This is a genomic window from Mesorhizobium sp. M00.F.Ca.ET.216.01.1.1, from assembly GCF_004010325.2.
In the GTDB taxonomy this organism is placed as follows: domain Bacteria; phylum Pseudomonadota; class Alphaproteobacteria; order Rhizobiales; family Rhizobiaceae; genus Mesorhizobium.
Genome location: NZ_SADR02000021.1, coordinates 1 through 17,613 on the forward strand (window position 1 = coordinate 1; position 17,613 = coordinate 17,613).

At 62.4% G+C, this 17,613-nt stretch carries 19 protein-coding genes and 1 pseudogene; 10 read left to right on the forward strand and 10 right to left on the reverse strand.

The window, feature by feature from the left end; all coding sequences use genetic code 11:
- The 8 genes from EN859_RS24355 to EN859_RS24390 form a co-directional block, all read left to right on the forward strand.
- Positions 1-238: ISAs1 family transposase (locus EN859_RS24355; RefSeq protein WP_135913551.1), on the forward strand; the 238-nt coding region annotated here is incomplete at its 5' end.
- A gap of 136 nt (positions 239-374) precedes the next feature.
- Positions 375-1,097 (forward strand): septum site-determining protein MinC, encoded by a 723-nt coding sequence (minC, locus tag EN859_RS24360; protein ID WP_127855373.1) that lies wholly within the window; start codon positions 375-377, stop codon positions 1,095-1,097.
- Positions 1,098-1,130: 33 nt separating this feature from the next.
- Entirely contained in the window at positions 1,131-1,946 is an 816-nt protein-coding gene (minD, locus tag EN859_RS24365) for a septum site-determining protein MinD (RefSeq protein ID WP_127855374.1), read from the forward strand.
- A complete protein-coding gene (gene minE, locus EN859_RS24370; protein ID WP_127855375.1) occupies positions 1,943-2,215 on the forward strand; it encodes a cell division topological specificity factor MinE in 273 nt (90 codons plus the stop codon). Before minD ends, minE begins: the two co-directional genes overlap by 4 nt.
- A gap of 484 nt (positions 2,216-2,699) precedes the next feature.
- The gene (locus tag EN859_RS24375; RefSeq protein WP_127855496.1) at positions 2,700-4,127 is read left to right on the forward strand and encodes a hypothetical protein; all 1,428 of its coding nucleotides are present in this window, start codon (positions 2,700-2,702) and stop codon (positions 4,125-4,127) included.
- Between the two features lie 296 nt (positions 4,128-4,423).
- Positions 4,424-5,305, forward strand: a complete 882-nt coding sequence (locus EN859_RS24380; RefSeq protein ID WP_127855376.1) for a DMT family transporter — start codon at positions 4,424-4,426, stop codon at positions 5,303-5,305.
- Between the two features lie 125 nt (positions 5,306-5,430).
- Complete coding sequence (locus tag EN859_RS24385; protein WP_127855377.1) at positions 5,431-6,594, forward strand: hypothetical protein; 1,164 nt, start codon at positions 5,431-5,433, stop codon at positions 6,592-6,594.
- A complete protein-coding gene (locus tag EN859_RS24390; protein ID WP_189502203.1) occupies positions 6,581-7,282 on the forward strand; it encodes a hypothetical protein in 702 nt (233 codons plus the stop codon). Before EN859_RS24385 ends, EN859_RS24390 begins: the two co-directional genes overlap by 14 nt.
- Here EN859_RS24390 and EN859_RS24395 read toward each other — a convergent pair.
- From EN859_RS24395 to EN859_RS24440, 10 genes are all read right to left on the reverse strand, one after another.
- Positions 7,209-7,649 (reverse strand): GtrA family protein, encoded by a 441-nt coding sequence (locus EN859_RS24395; RefSeq protein WP_245525683.1) that lies wholly within the window; start codon positions 7,647-7,649, stop codon positions 7,209-7,211. The genes EN859_RS24390 and EN859_RS24395 overlap by 74 nt on opposite strands.
- The gene (locus EN859_RS24400) at positions 7,642-8,334 is read right to left on the reverse strand and encodes a class I SAM-dependent methyltransferase (RefSeq protein WP_127855379.1); all 693 of its coding nucleotides are present in this window, start codon (positions 8,332-8,334) and stop codon (positions 7,642-7,644) included. Before EN859_RS24400 ends, EN859_RS24395 begins: the two co-directional genes overlap by 8 nt.
- Positions 8,309-9,382, reverse strand: coding sequence for a glycosyltransferase family 2 protein (locus tag EN859_RS24405; RefSeq protein WP_127855497.1), 1,074 nt, complete (start codon positions 9,380-9,382; stop codon positions 8,309-8,311). The genes EN859_RS24400 and EN859_RS24405 overlap by 26 nt, the downstream gene beginning before the upstream one ends.
- Before the next feature lie 166 nt (positions 9,383-9,548).
- Positions 9,549-10,298: a glucose 1-dehydrogenase gene (locus EN859_RS24410; protein ID WP_127855380.1), complete on the reverse strand. Its 750-nt coding sequence runs from the start codon at positions 10,296-10,298 to the stop codon at positions 9,549-9,551.
- A gap of 88 nt (positions 10,299-10,386) precedes the next feature.
- A complete protein-coding gene (locus EN859_RS24415; RefSeq protein ID WP_127855381.1) occupies positions 10,387-11,391 on the reverse strand; it encodes a substrate-binding domain-containing protein in 1,005 nt (334 codons plus the stop codon).
- Between the two features lie 51 nt (positions 11,392-11,442).
- Positions 11,443-12,504, reverse strand: coding sequence for an ABC transporter permease (locus tag EN859_RS24420; protein WP_127855382.1), 1,062 nt, complete (start codon positions 12,502-12,504; stop codon positions 11,443-11,445).
- A 55-nt stretch (positions 12,505-12,559) separates the two neighbouring features.
- Entirely contained in the window at positions 12,560-13,300 is a 741-nt protein-coding gene (locus EN859_RS24425) for an ATP-binding cassette domain-containing protein (RefSeq protein WP_127855383.1), read from the reverse strand.
- Positions 13,301-13,604: 304 nt separating this feature from the next.
- The gene (locus EN859_RS24430) at positions 13,605-14,420 is read right to left on the reverse strand and encodes an oxidoreductase (RefSeq protein ID WP_127855384.1); all 816 of its coding nucleotides are present in this window, start codon (positions 14,418-14,420) and stop codon (positions 13,605-13,607) included.
- A 72-nt stretch (positions 14,421-14,492) separates the two neighbouring features.
- Positions 14,493-15,797, reverse strand: a complete 1,305-nt coding sequence (gene fabF, locus EN859_RS24435) for a beta-ketoacyl-ACP synthase II (protein WP_127855385.1) — start codon at positions 15,795-15,797, stop codon at positions 14,493-14,495.
- 47 nt (positions 15,798-15,844) lie between these two features.
- On the reverse strand, positions 15,845-16,423 hold the full coding sequence (locus tag EN859_RS24440; protein WP_127855498.1) for a TetR/AcrR family transcriptional regulator: 579 nt from the start codon (positions 16,421-16,423) through the stop codon (positions 15,845-15,847).
- A 106-nt stretch (positions 16,424-16,529) separates the two neighbouring features.
- Between EN859_RS24440 and EN859_RS24445 the strand changes: the two are divergent.
- Positions 16,530-16,961: pseudogene (locus tag EN859_RS24445) on the forward strand (biotin/lipoyl-binding protein); the annotation flags it as partial.
- Positions 16,962-17,122: 161 nt separating this feature from the next.
- Positions 17,123-17,581 (forward strand): nuclear transport factor 2 family protein, encoded by a 459-nt coding sequence (locus EN859_RS24450; protein ID WP_127855386.1) that lies wholly within the window; start codon positions 17,123-17,125, stop codon positions 17,579-17,581.
- The last annotated feature ends 32 nt before the right edge of the window (positions 17,582-17,613 follow it).

Consider the following 17,613-nt stretch of genomic DNA (forward strand, 5'->3'; position numbering starts at 1 on the left):
CATCCGAAGCCACTGGGCCATCGAGAACTCGCTGCACTGGGTCCTCGACGTCACCTTCAACGAGGACAAATGCCGAAGCCGCACCGGACACGGCCCCGCCAACATGGCCGTCGTCCGCCACTTCGCCTTGAACCTCGTGCGATCAATCGACGACAAGCGAAGCATCAAGCTGCGCCGAAAGCGCGCTGCAAGAAACAACAAATACCTCGAACAGATCCTCCAACCTTCAATCCGTTAACCCGGATTCAAAGCCGTGTCGCCCCGCCCGCCTATGGCCCGGAGGGGCCTATCCGTCACCTATCAAATCCCCGTCCATTAACCTTTCGTTAACCATGCCTCTCTAGCGTTTACCTATCAGTAAGGAATCGCTGTCCGTGACCTTCGCCGCCCCCGTCGAGACCAAATCCATCCGTTTCCGAGCCCGCTCCTTCGTCGCCTTCACGCTGACGCCGGAGGCGCCGCTTTCGGAGTGGCTGGAAAGCCTCGACCGCTGGATCGGCAACTCGCCGGGCTACTTTGCCGGCCGCCCCGTGGTGCTTGATTTGAACACGCTGAAGCCGGACGTCGGCGAGATCGAGGCGCTGGTCGCTGAGCTTGGCCAGCGCGGCATTCGCATCTACGCCATTGAGCTCGACGGCGCGGCTCTTGGCGCCGACCTGCCGCCGGCGCTCATCGGCGCCAAGGAGGCCACCGCCGACGGGCTGCTGATGCAGGCCGACCGCAAGGCTGGCGGCCAGGGCAGGGCGGAAGAAGCCAAACGGCAAGCGCCGGACACGCTGATGGTCAAGACGCCGATCCGCTCGGGACAGTCGGTCTTCCATGCGCATGGCGATGTCATCGTGCTGGGCTCGGTTGCTTCCGGTTCGGAGATCGTCGCCGCCGGCTCTATCCACGTCTACGGCACCCTGCGCGGCCGCGCCTCCGCTGGCGTGCTCGGCAACGCTTCGGCGCGCATCTTCTGCCGCAAGAACGAGGCCGAGCTGCTGTCGGTCGACGGCTGGTATTGCACCGCCGAGGAGATGGAGCCGTCGTCGCGCGGCAAGGCGATCCAGGCGTTCCTCGACAACGACACGCTGCGCATCGCGCCGCTCAGCTAACAAGATCAACGAACAAAAAACGGAGGCACATTTATGGGCAAGGTAGTGGTGGTCACCTCGGGCAAGGGGGGCGTCGGCAAGACGACCTCGACGGCTGCCCTTGGTGCAGCGGTCGCGAAGACCGGCAAGAAGGTGGCCCTCGTCGACTTCGATGTCGGCCTGCGCAATCTCGACCTGATCATGGGCGCCGAGCGGCGGGTGGTGTTCGACCTGGTCAATGTTATCCAGGGCACGGCCAAGCTGTCGCAGGCGCTGATCCGCGACAAGCGGGTCGAAACGCTGTTCCTGCTGCCGGCTTCGCAGACGCGCGACAAGGATGCCCTGACCGAGGAAGGCGTGGCCGAGGTGATCGGCAAGCTGCGCTCGGTGTTCGACTACGTCTTCTGCGACAGCCCGGCCGGTATCGAGCGCGGCGCCCAGCTTGCCATGCGCTTTGCCGACGAGGCTGTGATCGTCACCAACCCGGAAGTGAGCTCGGTGCGCGATTCCGATCGCATCATCGGCCTGCTCGACGCCAGGACCGTCAAGGCCGAGCAGGGCGAGCAGATCGCCAAGCATGTGCTGGTCACGCGCTACGATGCGGCGCGCGCGGCTCGCGGCGAGATGCTGAGCATCGACGACGTTCTGGAAATCCTGTCCACGCCTCTGCTGGGGATCATTCCCGAAAGCCAGGACGTGCTCAGGGCATCCAACCTCGGCTCGCCGGTGACGCTCAGCGATCCCCTGAATTCCGCCGCGCGCGCCTATATCGACGCGGCCAGGAGACTTGAGGGCGAGGACCTGCCGGTCGTCGTGCCCTTCGAGCGCAAAGGCTTCCTCGACCGGCTGCTGGGAAGGAGGGCAGCATGAACCTGTTAGACCTCTTCAAGCGGCGCGGCAGCGCGCCGGTGGCGCGCGAGCGGCTGCAGGTGCTGCTCGCCTATGAGCGCCGCAACCGCAGCCAGCCCGATCTCGTCTCGGTGCTGCGCGAGGAGATCATGGCGGTCATCGCCAAACACGTGCAGATCGACCAGGACTACCTGCAGGTCTCGATGGACCGCGGCGAGACGATGTCGACGCTGGAGATCGACATCCAGATCCCCAACAAGAGCGCAAGGCCGCTGGCGCTGTCGGCGTGACTTAGCAGGATCTGGGTTCCTTGCCCCGCTGCGCGGGGAGAGGTGGTCGCGAAGCCGCCTGAAAGGTGGCCCGTCTACCCTGCCGGGCGGGCTTGAAAAGCCGTGCGGTAGCGATCCTTCGCGCCCCCCTCTGCCCTGCCGGGCATCTCCCCACGAGGGGTCCCCACGTGGGGGGAGATTGCGCGCTCAGACACTTTCGCAAATCGCCAACGTTGAAGAAAAGGCGGGACCTTGAAACTGCCAATCTCCCCCCAAGTGGGGGAGACGTCCGGCAGGGCAGAGGGGGGCGCGAAGGATCGCAACAGTTCGACTTTCATTCCCCGCCATTGCATTCCTCGACCGGCAAACAGCCGGAAGTTGCGTGAAAACCTACCGAACCCGGGGTTTCTGCCGTCAGGTCTTCCCCGACGGAAGCAGCGGACGAAAACGGCTATGTTAGCAATTCGTCAAAATGCCGACGGTGAGCGTAAGGGGTATTTCGGTGATGAACTTCAAGAGCCTGATCAAGCGAGCCGAAGACGTGGACACAGCGTTCCAGGACCTCCAGACGGATCTGGCCGACGCGTTGGATGAGTGTCTCGGCGCCGAGGACCAGTCGGCGCCGGAGACCGGCACTGTCGCGTATGAGGATCCCGCGGCAAACGATGACAGCCAGCAGCCTGAGGACAGTGCGGACAGTCCCGAAACCGCACGCAAGCTGACTTCCCACACGCAAACCCGGCTGGCTGCATTAAGTGCCGTCGATGGGCTCTTTCACGACGCCAAGGAATATCTGGAGGAGATCAATGGAAAGCTGTCGGAGATCGCGACCTCGCACCATCTGACACGCGAATTCCTCAACATCCTGCACAGCGACATCCTTCGCACCAACGAACTGGAACTTGCAAATGCCAGCCTGACCACGGAGCAAAGAGCGCTGTCGGATCAGCTGCACGACGCGACCAGAAAGCACCGCGAGCGCGAAAGCGCTGTCGAGGCGTTGCAGCAGCGCGAGACAAGCCTGGTTCATGACAGGGAGGCCCTTCGCGAAGCGCTGGCTGCGGCCAGGCTGGAACTCGTCGAGGCTGCCAGTGCGAGCGCAAAGCGCGAAGCCGAGTTCGGCGACGTCGTCAAAGCGCTTTCGGCCAAAACCGTCGAGGCCAACAGACGCTCGCTCGAGAACGAGATGCTGCGGGAAAAGCATGTCAGCCTGTCGCTTGATCTCGACAAGGCGCAAAAACGGGAAGCCGAGGCGCGGCACAGGCTGGACGAGCTCTCGACCATCCATGCCAACGAAGCGGCGCGGCTTGCGGACCTGCTTGCTGCGCTTGGCAAGAGCGAGAAAGAGGAGATGCGGCTGCAGAAGTCGCTCGAGATCGCACAGGCGAAGCTGTCGGAAATGACCGAAGCGGCTCGCATCATGGAAAGTGACAGGGAAGCCGAGCTGGCTCGCAGTCACGCCGAGATGCGCGGTTTGCGCTCTGAAATTCAGGACCTTCAATCGCGGCTGGAGCTTGCCTCGAACCAGAATAGCGAAGCCGCCAGCGAGATCGCCAAGCTCAAGGTTCAATTGAGCGACGCCTTGGTAGAGAAGCAGATCGCGGATGAAAGATTGTCTGCGCTCGTGAATGAGAACGAAAACGGCAGGATGAACCTTTCGACAGTGAGCGCGAATCTTTCGCAGCTTACGCTGCAGCAGGCATCCGAACAGATACAGCTCGATGTCCAGAGGCAGGAATGCGAGGACCTGCGGGCCGAAATCATCTTGCTCAATGCCCGGATCAAGGAACTGTTGCCCTATGAGCGGCTTCATAAGGTCACCAGCGCCAGACCGCGCGACAGTGGCGTGGTCGAGATCACCGGCCCGGTAGCGGAGGCGGCACGCGCCGCGAGCAGGCGGCGCGCCCGTCGGGGCCTGCGCGCGACGTCCTAAGCATTTTGCAGCCAAATGGAATCATTTGGCGCCAGCATAAATGCGGCAAAACAAATAGTTAGAGCGGTTTTCCGGTTCCAAGCGAACCGGAAACGCTCTAGTCGCGCCATCGCTTCGCTTTTTGTGTCTTCTTGACGGGAGCACACCGGCGTCCGCCGATGGCGCGCCTCGCTGACCTTCGACTGCTCGCCCTTGCCCCACCCGACACCTTGCCCGTGCCTCACGACAGACAGGCCTGCAGGCCTTATCTCCCGTCCATGCCGTAGGGCATCGCTCAACGCGGCGGGGAGACCGAAGTGACGTCGACACCCATTATCAAGCCTGTTTCCGAGGCGTTGCCCACTGCAGCACTGCTCGGCGCCATGGTGTCGATCCAGATCGGCGCGACCTTCGCCAAGGGCCTGTTTCCGCTGGTCGGCACGCAAGGCACGACGGCGCTGCGGCTGGTCGTCGGCGCCCTGATACTGGCGGCGGTGCTGAGGCCGTGGCGGGTGCGGCCGTCAAAAGCCGTCTGGCCCTGGCTGATCGCCTATGGGGTGACGCTCGCCGCGTTGAACCTGTTGTTCTATGCGGCGCTCAGGACCATCCCGCTCGGCATCGCGGTGGCGCTCGAATTTACCGGTCCGCTTCTGGTGGCGACGCTGTCGTCCCGGCGCGGCAGCGACTTTGCCTGGGTTGCACTGGCCATCGCCGGCATCGTGCTGTTGTCGCCCTTCGTCCATGCGCGCCAGGCCCTCGACCCGGCCGGCGTGATGCTGGCGCTGGCGGCCGGCGGCTGCTGGGCGCTCTACATCGTCTTCGCGCAGAAGGCGGGCGCCGAGCTCGGCGGCCAGACCACGGCTTACGGCATGGCAATCGCGGCAGTGCTTGCGCTGCCGTTCGGGGTGGCGGAGGCGGGATCGGCGCTGGTCGCGCCGCCGATCCTGGCCGGCGCCGTCGTCGTCGGGCTGTTCTCCAGCGCCCTGCCGTTCTGGCTGGAGATGGTGGCGCTGACCAGGATGCCGGCCAGGCTCTACGGCACGCTGACCTGCCTGGAGCCGGCGCTGGGCGCGCTGGCCGGGTTCCTGTTCCTGCACGAGGTCCTGAGCGGCCTGCAATGCGCAGGCGTTGCCGCTGTCATTGCCGCCGCCTTCGGCGCGGCGGTGACGACGAAGCCGCCGGTGCCTTCGCCCGAATAGGCTTTGGTCGAGCACTTCGGATCACGCCAGTTGAGGCGGCGAACGGATACGTCTTGCATTCGTCATGACAACGGCGCTGATTTAAGAGCGAGTGGCGCCAGTCACTCGAATGGGTGGAGGCAGGCGTGGCGGTCGAAGATGTCGCGCGTCCGAACGCCGGCGATCGCTTTACGGCGGTAGCTGTCGCGGCAGTGCCGCTGCTGTTCGTCGTCAGTGGACTGGCAATTCGCTACGCTGCATTTGCTTCGGTTTCGACAGAACTAGGCTTCGCGGCTTATGCTCGTGCGCTCTGCAGGTGGGATTGCGCCTGGTATGTGGGCATTTCCGAACACGGCTACGAGCGTTTTCCCATTCCAAACCACAGCAACATCGGACGCTGGGGCTTCTTTCCATTCTATCCGATGCTGGTGACGGCGATCCGGGCTGTCTTCCCTTTTCCGACGATACTAGTCGCGACGATCACCTCGATTGCATGCAGCTACGCCGCCTGCTTGGTTGCATGGCCGCTGCTGGAGAAGAACGTGCGGGCCTATGTGCTATATTGCGCTTTTCTGCTTAGCGGCCCGTTCTCCTTCCATTTCACCACTTTTCTCACCGAACCTCTTTTCGTGCTCCTGACTTCTTGCGTTTTTCTGGCGCTCAAACGCTCAACCTATCTCGCCGCGGGCGTTTCATCCGCGCTCCTGTCGGCAACGAGGCTCGTCGGGGTCCTCGTTGTATTTGCGACAGTCATTCAAATGTCCAGGGAGCACCGCGGGCAGGGCGGATCGATCATATCTTTCCCACGCTGGCTGCTTGGCCGACCGGATCTGCTCGTCGCGATCTTCATCTCGCCCGCCGGCTTGTTCGCTTACATCCTGTTCCTGTACCTCACCGTCGGCGACGGCTTTGCGTTCTTGCACGTCCAGCGCGCGTTTGGGCGGGTGGCGGGCAATCCGCTGGTCTTCCTATGGGACGGGCTCTCAGCCGTTCCGACGACCGGATGGCTGCCCACGGCGCCGCAATGGAGCGCGTTCGCCGCGCTGGCCGGACTGACGCTGTCGGCCGTTCTGGCAGCTCGCAGGCAATATGGCGCGGCACTCTTCTGCGCGGCCAGCATCATCCTGCCGCTGATCACCAACCTGGCCTCCATGGTCAGATACGTCATTGGGCTTGCACCTCTGATGATGCTGGTCGCCGTCCTGTTGTCGGCGTCGAAGCTGACTTGTCTCGCCGCTCTGGCTCTCTTCCTGGGCGCCTGTTATTTCATGACTGTGGCGTGGATCGGAGGCTACCTTGCCCTGGTCTGACATTGCGGGCCCATATCGGCGTGCCGCCGCGCTAGGCGGCTACACGCTCGCGGCGGTTCTGGCCGGGTCCGAGATCATCATCCTTGCGCTTGCTCTCAATCCGAACGTCAACGCCGACTATCGCGCCTATTACATCGATCGGACGACGACCTGCCTCAACCGCGACGCCACCGGCAGCTACACGCTTGGCCAGACGGTGTCGTTCCGGCCCGACGGCGCCAAACAGGCAGCCGGCATAAGGGTCTGCGGTTGGGCGGGGCCGGTAGCCGACGGCACCCATTCGCTGGGCGAGACCTCGCGGCTTCGCGTAGAGATACCGCCGCTCCGCAACGGCCTGACGGCAACGCTGCAAATGGCCGCCGTCATACGTCCACCGCAGATCACGCAGAGCGTGGTAATCTCGGTGAACGGCATTCGGGTGCATGAGGTGATGCTGTCTGGCAAGGAACCGAAGACGGTCTCGTTCGTCATTGCGCAGGCGGCTCTTGCCGAGGCGAAGACGCTCGAAATCGCCTTCGACTATCTCGACGGGATTCCGCCCAGTCCGGCCGCCAGCAACATCTACAAGCGCTCCATCAAGCTGTTGTCGTTCCGGCTGGATACCATCGAGCGAGCTAGGCGGAGCGATCGCCTCGCTGATCGGGTCTCTGATCCGCAAAAACCCATCGGTCGAGCACGAGAAGATTGACCGCCGGGATAAGCAGGCATGTAACGACAACGGCAATGATGGGCGGCAGGTCGAGTTTCCCCGTCAACAGCACCGGCGCCGTATAAGCCACCGCGAAGCCTGTCACCGTCAGCAGAACAAAACGCGGCGCTTCCGAACGATGCGATCCGCTCGACATGAAGGTCACGGATTTGTGGGCGAGATACGAAAACAGCGCGGCTGCGGCGTAGGCCGCAAGCGAGGCCTGGACGGGTGAGAAGCCTATCCGGTCCCATTTGGCGAAAGCGATGGCCAAGGCAGCATACAGGATTGTCGCAGCGATGCCGACCAACCCGAAGCGCGCCAGAAGCTTCAGCCCGGCGCCGACGGTCGAGCGTTCCTCAGACATGCGCACTGCACGCATATTGGGCCCCGAGCGGTAGCGGCGCGAGCGCGCGTTCAATTTTTCTGGCGAAGGGCCTGGCCGACGGCAGCAGCAGGAAATGCTCGGATCGGATATCACTGAAGCCCGTCTCTTGAAAGAGGGACGCTGCCTTGGCGGCGTTGAGCAGGACCGCGTCCTGGTCGAACGGACACCGCAACACCGCAAGACGCGTCAGCGGATTATAGGGGTTATGCTCGATGATGCAGGCGACGCCGCCCGGCCGCACGACGCGCCGCATTTCCCGGAAGAAATCGAGCCAGGAGGCGGGCGGAACATGATGGACGACGCAACTGGCGAAAGCCAGATCGAACGCGCCGTCATCATAAGGCAGGCTCGGCGTGGTGCAGGCCCTGTAGGCGACGCTCGGATTGTCCTCGCCGGCCCGCAGGATCGATTCCTCCGAGACGTCGCAGCCATTGAGGCTGTCGAAAGCGCCCTCGAGATAAGGGTGGAGCGAGCCGACGCCGCAGCCGACATCCAGCGCCCGCACACCCCCCCCGCCCTGCCGAAGCCTGCGCTCGACGACGAGACGCCGCAGCAGGTCGGCCTTGGCGATCAGGAAGAAGTCGTGCTTGAGCCGGGAAAACCGGATGGAGCCTTCGACCACTTCGCCATAACTGGATCTATAGCCGTCGAAGAGTTCGGACATTGGTCGAGCCTCCATTCCCGGATTTGCGAAACGGTCCACGGCTCTTGTCGGAGGCGACGGCAGGTATCGCCTTGTCGAAACCGGTGAGCCGGTCGATCACGTAAAGGGGACGGCGTTTCACCTCGGCGTGGATGCTGCCGACGTAAAGCCCGACCACGCCGGTCATGAAAAGATTGATGCCGCACAGCAGCGACACGATCACCACGGTGGATGTCCAGCCGGCAATGACGCCCGTCTCAAAAATCCAGGCGAAGATGGCATAAGCACCGAAGACTACCGCAAGCGTGGAAATGGCCAATCCGCCCCAGAGCGCCAGGCGCAGCGGTTTCTCCGAGAAGCTGACGATGCCGTGAACGGCAAGGTGCACCATCTTCCAGAATGGGTATTTGGTCTGGCCCAGGGTCCGCGCGGGGCGTTCGAAAGGCACTGCCGTCTGCTTGAATCCCATCCAGCCGAACATGCCCCTGACGAAGCGGTCGTGCTCGGGCATATGCCTGAAGGTTTCCAGCGCCTTGCGACCGACTAGGCGGAAATCGCCGACGTCGCGCGGGATGTTGACCGACGTCATCTGCTCCAGCAAGCGGTAGAAGAGACTTGCCGTAAAGCGCTTGAACCAGGATTCGCCCTCGCGTTTTACGCGGCGGGCATAGACAATTTCGAAACCTTCCTTCCACTTCGCCACCAGATCGAGAACGACCTCTGGCGGGTCTTGCAGGTCGGCATCCATGACGATGACGGCATCACCCGCAGCGGCGTCCATGCCGGCCGTGATCGCAATCTGGTGCCCGAAATTGCGGGAAAGCTCGATCAGCCGGAAACGCGGCTCGGCGGCGACCACATCCCGAAGGTACTCGACGCTTCCGTCGTGGCTTCCGTCATCGACAAAAATCGCCTCCGTCTCTCCGTCCATCCGGCACATCAGCGACCTGATCCGCTCGATCAGTAAAGGCAGCACCTGTTCTTCATCGTATATGGGCAGGACCAGCGAGTAGCGCGGCGGCGACACGTTCACCCCCGTCCTGATGCTTTGGATCGCAGAGTCTCGCATGCGGCTGAAAATGGAACGCCGGCTACAAAGTTCCACCTTAACGAAAGAAATTGCTAATTTAGCAACTTCTGGCATATGCGGATCGTCGATGAGAAGGACTTCGGCAGTGTTGCCGCGATGTCGAACATCCGCATGCGATCGAGACACCGACCGCCAATGGGGCTGCTCAGAGGGAAACCGATAGACCGCCGTCGACGGCCAGTACATGTCCGTTGACGTAGGCGGCAGCGTCGGAGGCGAGAAACACCACGGCTCCGCCGAGCTCCTCAGGCTGGGCCCAGCGGCCCGCAGGGGTTCGCGCCTCGACCCATTTGGTGAAGGCCTCGTCGTTGATAAGTGCGGTATTGAGCTCGGTGGCGAAATAGCCGGGGGCGATCGCGTTGATGGTGATGCCGTGGCGGCCCATCTCGGCGGCGGCGGAGCGCGTCAGCCCATGCAGGCCCGCCTTTGCCGCCACATAGGCGTGAATGGTGGGACGGCCGAGGATCGCCGCAACCGATCCGGTGTTAATGATGCGCCCGAATTTGTTTGGCAGCATCAGGCGCACCGCATCGCGCATCATGCGGAAGCAGGCCGAAAGATTGACGGCAATCACCCGGTCGAAATCCTCGTCCTCCCATTCGATCAACGGCCTGCGATGCTGGATGCCGGCATTGTTGATCAGAATATCGAGGCGGCCGTGGCGTTCGACGATTCCCTCGAGCGCCGCCCTTGAGGTCGCCGCGTCGGCAACATCGAACGGCAGGGCTTCGGCCCCGATCCTTTCCGCCGCCGCTGAAAGGGCGTCCATGCCGCGGGCATTGACGATTACCGTCGCGCCGTTTTCCGCCAGTGCCTTGGCCATGGCAAAGCCGAGGCCGCGCGAAGCACCCGTGACCAACGCGACACGGCCCTTGAGCGAGAACAATTCCGACATTGAAGCCCCTGGAGCGAGATGAGAATGCTTCAATCTAACCGCATCTCGCTCCAATGAAAGGGCGGGAGCTTCCTCTCGCCCAAAAGCACTATTTGGCGACGCAGGTATCCGCCGTCTCCGGAGTGCAGACATCGAGGCCGGTGTAGGTCGGGTCAGCCGGCGGAGCCTTGCCGTCCTTCATCTCCTTCAATGCCATCATGGTCTTGTAGCCCATTTCGAACGGCCGCTGGCCGACCTGGCCAAGGGAGAGACCTTCCTTCATCTGGTCGATCTGCACGGGAAGCGTGTCGGCGACGACAAGGGCCAGCGCTTTAGAGGCGATCTTGTCCTTGTACGGGGCTACTGCAGCGCGGTTGGCATCAGGGATGAACTGCGGGAAGCCGCCGGTTGGGATGAATGCGTCGAGGTTCGGGTTTTTCCCCATGATGTCCTCGAACTGCTGCACCGAAAGCGGGAAATCATCGTTGGTGTAGAGCGGACAGCCTTCGATTTCAGTCCAGCCGTTCTGGCCCGTCAGCCGGTCCCCGGGCGAGGCGGCCGATTTGGTGCCAGAAAGCGTATCGCGAATGCCCTGCATGCGTTCATTGTGGTTGGCCGCGGCAGCACCGCCCGACTGGATGCAGATGGTGCCGCCATTCGGCTTAATGGTCTGCACGATCTTGGCGAGGTTGACGCCGATCTCGTAATTGTGCGTGCCGATATAGGCGACGCGCAGGTCCTTGTTCTCCGGTAGCACGTCCGAATCCCAGGTAAGCACGGGAATGCCTGCTTCCTTGGCGGCCTGCAGTGCCACCGCCATTGCCGCGGCGTTCGACGGGGCCACGGCGATGCCGTCGACCTTCTTGGCCACCAGGTCCTGCACGATCTGCACCTGCTCCTCGCCGCCGCCATGCTCGCCGGGGCCGATATACATGCACTCCACGGCGCCATTCGATTCGGCTTCGGCCTTCTTGCAGCCGTCGCGTGCCTGGTCGAAGAAAGGATTGTTCATGTTCTTCGGCACCAGCGCGAAGGTGTATTTCGCCTGGGCACCGGAAACGGCAAGCACCATTGCGCCAAGCGCCACGGCCGCCGTCAGCAGATGTTTTTTCATCGGACGTTCTCCTCCTTGGTGTGATCCCGCAGGCCTCCCGCCGGCGGGTTTCTAACGGCTTTTTCTGGGCATCAAGGCTGCCAGCGACGCTGCGAGCATCGATCTGCCGCCGGTTTGCATGCCCAAAAGAACCGCAAGAACGATGAAGGCGCCGACGAAGGCACCCTGCCAATTTGAATCGATGCCGGCCATCAGCAGGGCATTCCTGATCACCTCGAGGAAGGCCGAGCCGATGATCGCGCCGAACGCCGTGCCGGCGCCGCCCATGAGGCTGGCTCCGCCAATGACTGTCGCGGCGATCACGCGCAACTCATAGCCCTGGCCCATGGCATTGATGGCCGAGCCGTTGTAGCCGAGGAGCAGGAGTGAGGCGAGCGAGGCGGTGAAAGCCGAGAAGACATAGGCCTCGAACTTGATCCAGTCGACCGGCACGCCGGTAAGCCGAGCCGCCTCCTCATTGCCGCCGATGGCGAAGAGATGCCGGGCCCAGGCCGTGAAATTGAACACGAAGCCGACGATCAGGGCCAGGACCACCATGGTCCAGAACTGCGATGACAGTCCCGGTATCCAGTGCGGTGCCCAGTCCTGCGGCCCATGCAGCGGCCATCTCGCCTGACCGATCGCCTTCACGATCGGAGCATCGGGGCCGAACTGGTAGAGCATCTGGTTGGCCGAGAACACGACCGCCAGCGAGCGCGCCACGGACAGCATGCCGAGGGTGACCACAAAGGACGGCATTCCGACATAAGCGACAAAGAACCCGTTGACCGCGCCGCAGGCCAGACCGGAGAAAAGGCCGATGGCGAAGGCGACGTACCAGGGATAGTGCCAGGTCAGGAACAGGCCGGCGACGATGGCCACCAGGCCCATGATCGAGCCGACCGACAGATCGATGCCGCCGGTGATGATCACCACCGTCATGCCGAGCGCCATGAGGCCGAAAGGTGCGAAGTTGCGCGTGACGTTGGCGACGTTTTCGGAGGTGCCGAAGCTCGGCTCCATGGCTGTCATCAACATGACCAGAGCGATGAGCGCGATCGTCACCCAGAACGGCTGACTTGAAACCACACGCTGCAGCGCCGTCTTTTCCTTGGTCGGGACGAAGTCCGCCATGGCCGGCCGGCCGGTTTCCCCGATCGACTCCCGAACACTAACCGACTGCCGAGCACTATTCGCCACGGATGGCCCCCGTTATCAGTCCAGTGATTTCCTCGGGCGAGGTGTTGTCGGCCTGCTTGTCGGCAACCTTCGAACCTCGCCTGAGCACGATGATACGATCTGCGACGGCGAAAACGTCAGGCATGCGGTGGCTGATCAACATGACGCCAACTCCTTGCGCTTTGAGGCGTCGGATCAATTCGAGCACTTCCGCCACCTGGCGTACCGAGATGGCGGCAGTAGGTTCGTCCATCAGCACCAGCTTGGCGTTTGAAAGCCGGGTCCGCGCGATAGCTACCGCCTGGCGCTGCCCACCCGACATCTTCCTGACCAGGTCGCGCGGCCGCGTTTCCGATTTGAGTTCCTTGAACAGCGCTGCCGAGCGGTCGATCATCGCCTGCTTGTCGAGCACCCTGATCGGCCAGAAGCCCTTCTTGATCTCGCGGCCAAGAAAGACGTTCTGCGCGGCTGTCAGATTATCCGCGAGCGCCAGGTCCTGATAGACGACTTCGATCCCCTTGGCGCGGGCCTGGACGGGTTTGTGGAAGTGACAAACTTCGCCGTCCACGACAATTTCGCCGTCGTTCGGCGGAAAATTTCCGGCCACCGTCTTGACGATCGTCGACTTGCCGGCGCCGTTGTCCCCCATCAGACCAACGACTTCACCCCGCTTCACCTGGAAGCTGACGTCGGTCAGGGCCTGGATGGCCCCAAAATTCTTGGAAACGTGGCGAACCTCAAGCACCGGCATCGGCGTCCTCCCCGGACAACATTTGCCAATCTTGTCCCGGACTTATGCAAGACAGCTAATCAGCGAAACGCATTCAACACAATCATTTATTAGATCAGGATTTTCGGCAATCTCCCTGCCTTAAGCCTGGGCATTCTGCCTCGCGGATCGATTTTCAGACCACGGTTCCACCCGAATGCGACCCCTCAGTCGCGGACGCGGGCGCCTGAGAGATGCGCGCCCTCCTGGCGCCGTGCCAAAAGTGTCATGTCCTGAATGCGTTCAAAACTCCTGCCCATCGAGCGAAACAGGATGGGTACCGACGTCAGACCGGCAGCCCGTTCTGCTTTCGCAGGCTCTTGTCGAATGCGGATGCGGGGACGAAACGGCGCAGGAAACTGACTTGGCGCGCCATTTTTCCCGCCGCATAGCGCCTTCTCGGAACGGAATCGGTTGCTGCTTTCAGGACCGTATTGGCTACAACTTCGGGAGCATCGCCTTTTTCCATCGCCTTCCGCACGGCTACATTCATACCAGCGCGCGCAGAGTCATAGATATCAAGCAACTGATCCGGCCTAGCGAGATTGTCTTCAAACGACGTACGGGTATAGGCGGGCTCGACCAACGCGACGCGAATTCCGAACGGTCGCAGTTCGTGGTCAAGCGATTCGGAATAGCCTTCAACGGCATGTTTGGTCGACGAATAAAGCGCGAAATAGGGAGCTGGGATGAACCCCTGCACTGAGCTCAAGTTAACGATTCTGCCCTTTCCTTGGCGTCGCATTGCGGGCAACACCGCGTTGGTCACCCGGAAAACGCCGAAGACGTTCACGTCGAACAACGCCTGAGCCTGGGCCATGGAGGACTCCTCCGCGCCGCCAAGCAGACCCATGCCAGCATTGTTGACGAGCAGGTCGATGCGCCCGGCCTCGGTCAGCACCTCATCGACCAGTTTCGCGACGGACTCGTCGTCGGTCACGTCACAGGCAAGCATGGTAAGGCCGTCGGAGCTTTCGGCGGCTCCGCGGCGGCTGGTTCCAAATAAGCGAAAGCCCGCGCTCTGCAAGGCTTTGGCCGTCGCGCGTCCGATGCCGCTGGATGCCCCGGTCACCAGGGCGACGCCTAGATTGGTCTTGTTCATGGAAATCACTTCCTTCTTTTTCTTTGTGTTGGATTGGCGTGGGAGAAGCACGAAAGGTCGGAGCTAAGGGCGTCAATCATGAGCGCCTGCAGCGCTCGCGCCGGTCAGTTCGTCCGTCCAGCGTCGGAATAGCGCGCTGGCATTAACTCCTCCGAAGCCGAAGCCATTGGAGATCGAGTAGTCCATCTCCATTGGCCGGGCTTGGCTGGCGACGAAGTCGATCCCGTCGGCGGCTGGATCCGGAGCGTTCAAATTGAGGGTTGGCGGCGCCACCTGATCCCTGAGCGCCAGGATTGCGAAGATAGCTCCGAGCCCGCCGGCGGCTCCGAGCAGGTGTCCGGTCGCCGATTTCGTTGCACTGACAGCTATCGCGAAATCGCGCCCGAACACGCTCTTGATCGCCTCGATCTCACCTAGGTCGCCTACTGGCGTGGAGGTCGCATGCGCATTGAGATGACTAACCTCGCGTGGCGAAATCCCTGCTTGGGCGATTGCGATCTCGATGGCCCGGCGCGCACCGTCGCCGTCCTCAGGACCAGAAGTGACGTGATGAGCATCCGCGGTCGTCCCGTAGCCGACGAGCTCGGCGAGCGGTTTTGCGCCTCGTGCCAGCGCGTGGCTCAACGCCTCGATGACCAGCACGCCGGCTCCTTCACCCATTACGAAGCCGTCCCGCGACATGTCGAAAGGTCGTGAGGCTTGAGCCGGCGCCCAATTGAAGCCGGTTGAAAGAGAGCGTGCGGCAGCAAACCCACCGAGACTGACGATGTTCATGCATGCTTCTGTTCCACCGCACACGGCGATGTCGGCTTCGTTTGCGCGGATGAGACGAGCCGCATCGCCGATCGCCTGAATGCCGGCCGCGCACGCCGTCACCGGTGCGCCGAGTGGACCTTTGAAGCCGTAGCGGATCGAGATGTGGCCCGCCGCGAGGTTCACCAGGAAGGACGGCACCGTAAAAGGCGACAGACGGCGGACGCCGCGCTGGTCGACCGTGCGCACGGCTTCGGTTATGGCGGGGAACCCACCGATACCCGAAGCGATGATCGTTGCTGTGCGCAGGCGATCCGTTTCCAAGGCAGGCTTCCATTTCGCCTGCGCAAGCGCCTCTTCTGCCGCCGCCAGCGCAAAGAGGATGAACCGGTCTACCTTGCGCTGATCCTTCGGCGCCAGGACGGCGTCCGCATCGAAACCAGCGTCCGGATCTTCTTCCAAGGAGGGAACCACGCCGCCGATCTTTGCCGGCAGGTCTCCCACCACATCGTCCGGAAGCCTACGGATGCCCGAACGACCGGCCAGCAGACGCGACCAGGACGCTTCGACATTGGCAGCAAGGGGCGTGACCGCGCCCATGCCTGTAACAACAACCCGTCGCATCTGTTCTCCTATCACTTTGCGTACGCCGCCAGCGCTGCCCACGCCTTTCAAGCGACGGCTGCTTCGCGAACCTGATCGGTCGCCGCATCCAGAAAGGCCTGCGCGAGGTCGGGATCGTTGACGACGCGAGAGAGAAGCACCGCACCGACCATTGTCGAGAGAATGGCCATGGCCTTGCCTTCGGACTCCTCGCCATTGGTCTCGGCAATGAAACGGCCGAGGATCTCGAGATGCTCCTTGATGCCGGCTTCGAACGACGCTTTCACGTCCGTGCCCTGTCTGGCGGCATCCGAACCGAGCGCCACGATCGGGCAACCGTCCATCTTTTCTCCGCGATGGTCCATACTAAGGTAGAACGCGATCACCGCGCCAAGCGGATCCTCAGGGTTCGCCGCGGTCGCGTCCGACCATCGGAGGGTGGCGCTCTCCATCGCCCGCCTGGACGCCTGCGCCGCCAGGTCCTCCTTTGACGCGAATTGTTTGTAAAATGCGCCTTGGGTCAGCCCGGCACCCTTCATCAGATCCTTAAGACCGATGCCGTCAAAGCCGCGCTCCCGAAAAAGGCGGCTTGCCACATTGATTACGGTTTCGCGGTTTTCCGCAGCCTGTACGCGACTTACGCGCATCATCAATCTCCTTAATTAGCTTGCGCCCGACATCTATCAGATATAGAGTGCGAATGCAATCCAATTGGGTTCAGCCAGAGAGACGGGTTATGGTTTAGGAAGCGGCCTGTTCGCGGGGTTCGGGGCGGCCGCATTCGTCACGCTTTCCCTTCCCGCGCAGGAAGCCGCGGCCGTGAGCGATGCGGGACAGGAACCTCCGATCGTCAGACTGGCGACGGCCGGGCGGGTGACCGGTTCCGAACGCGGCTTCACGGGCATCACAGGGGCGAGGGTGCAGAGCAATCTCGGTTTTCGCGTCCCCGGCAAGATCGTGGAACGGCTTGTAAATGTCGGTCAGCAGGTCAAAGCCGGTCAGCCGCTGACGCGAATCGACGAAACCGACCTCCGCCTCGCGCTCACGGCGAAGCGCAACGCCGTTGCCGCAGCGCGTGCATCTGTCGTTCAAGCGGACGCGGATGAGCGGCGATACGCCAAGTTGGTGAGGAACGGATGGTCTTCCCGACAGCGCTATGAGCAGGCGAAAGCCGCGTTAGATACGCCCACGTCTCCGGCCACCGGACCGAAAACCACTAAGGTTCCAACGGATCAAGGTGTGCGCCAGCGTTCCCCAATGGCGGCGAGCGTCGTCAAAAACCACCGGACGGGAGCGCTAACGGTGGCCTCGATCACACCATCGAATAAGTCTGGAGGAGAGGTCAAATGCTATACAGTTACATTGTGAAGAAAGAAATCCGAAAGACCTTCGACCACGTCAACAACCATCGCTGGGATGAGGCGGTGAAAGCAGTCGCGCCGCATGTCCATCACCGCGTTTCCGGCGCCCACGCGCTTGGTGGTGAGCGCCACGACAAGAAGGCCCTGCGCCGCTGGTTTGAGCGCCTCGGCCGCGTCCTGCCCAATCTCCATCTCACGGTCAACCACATCTGGGTGAAGGGCTGGCCGTGGCATACCACCGTGTTTGCGCAGTGGGACGGCACCGCAACGCTGCTCAACGGCGACGCGTCGTACGTCAACCGTGGTCTCCACGTGTTCACCCTGCGGTGGGGTAGAGTCTATGCACTCGAGGAATTTCAAGATTCACAAGCAGCTGCCCGCGGTCTTGCCACCCAAGCGGCAGCTGGCCTCGAAGAAGCGGTCGCCGAACAAATTGTAAGCTAGCAGAAGCGCAGTCAGAGGCCCACCGCGTCGAC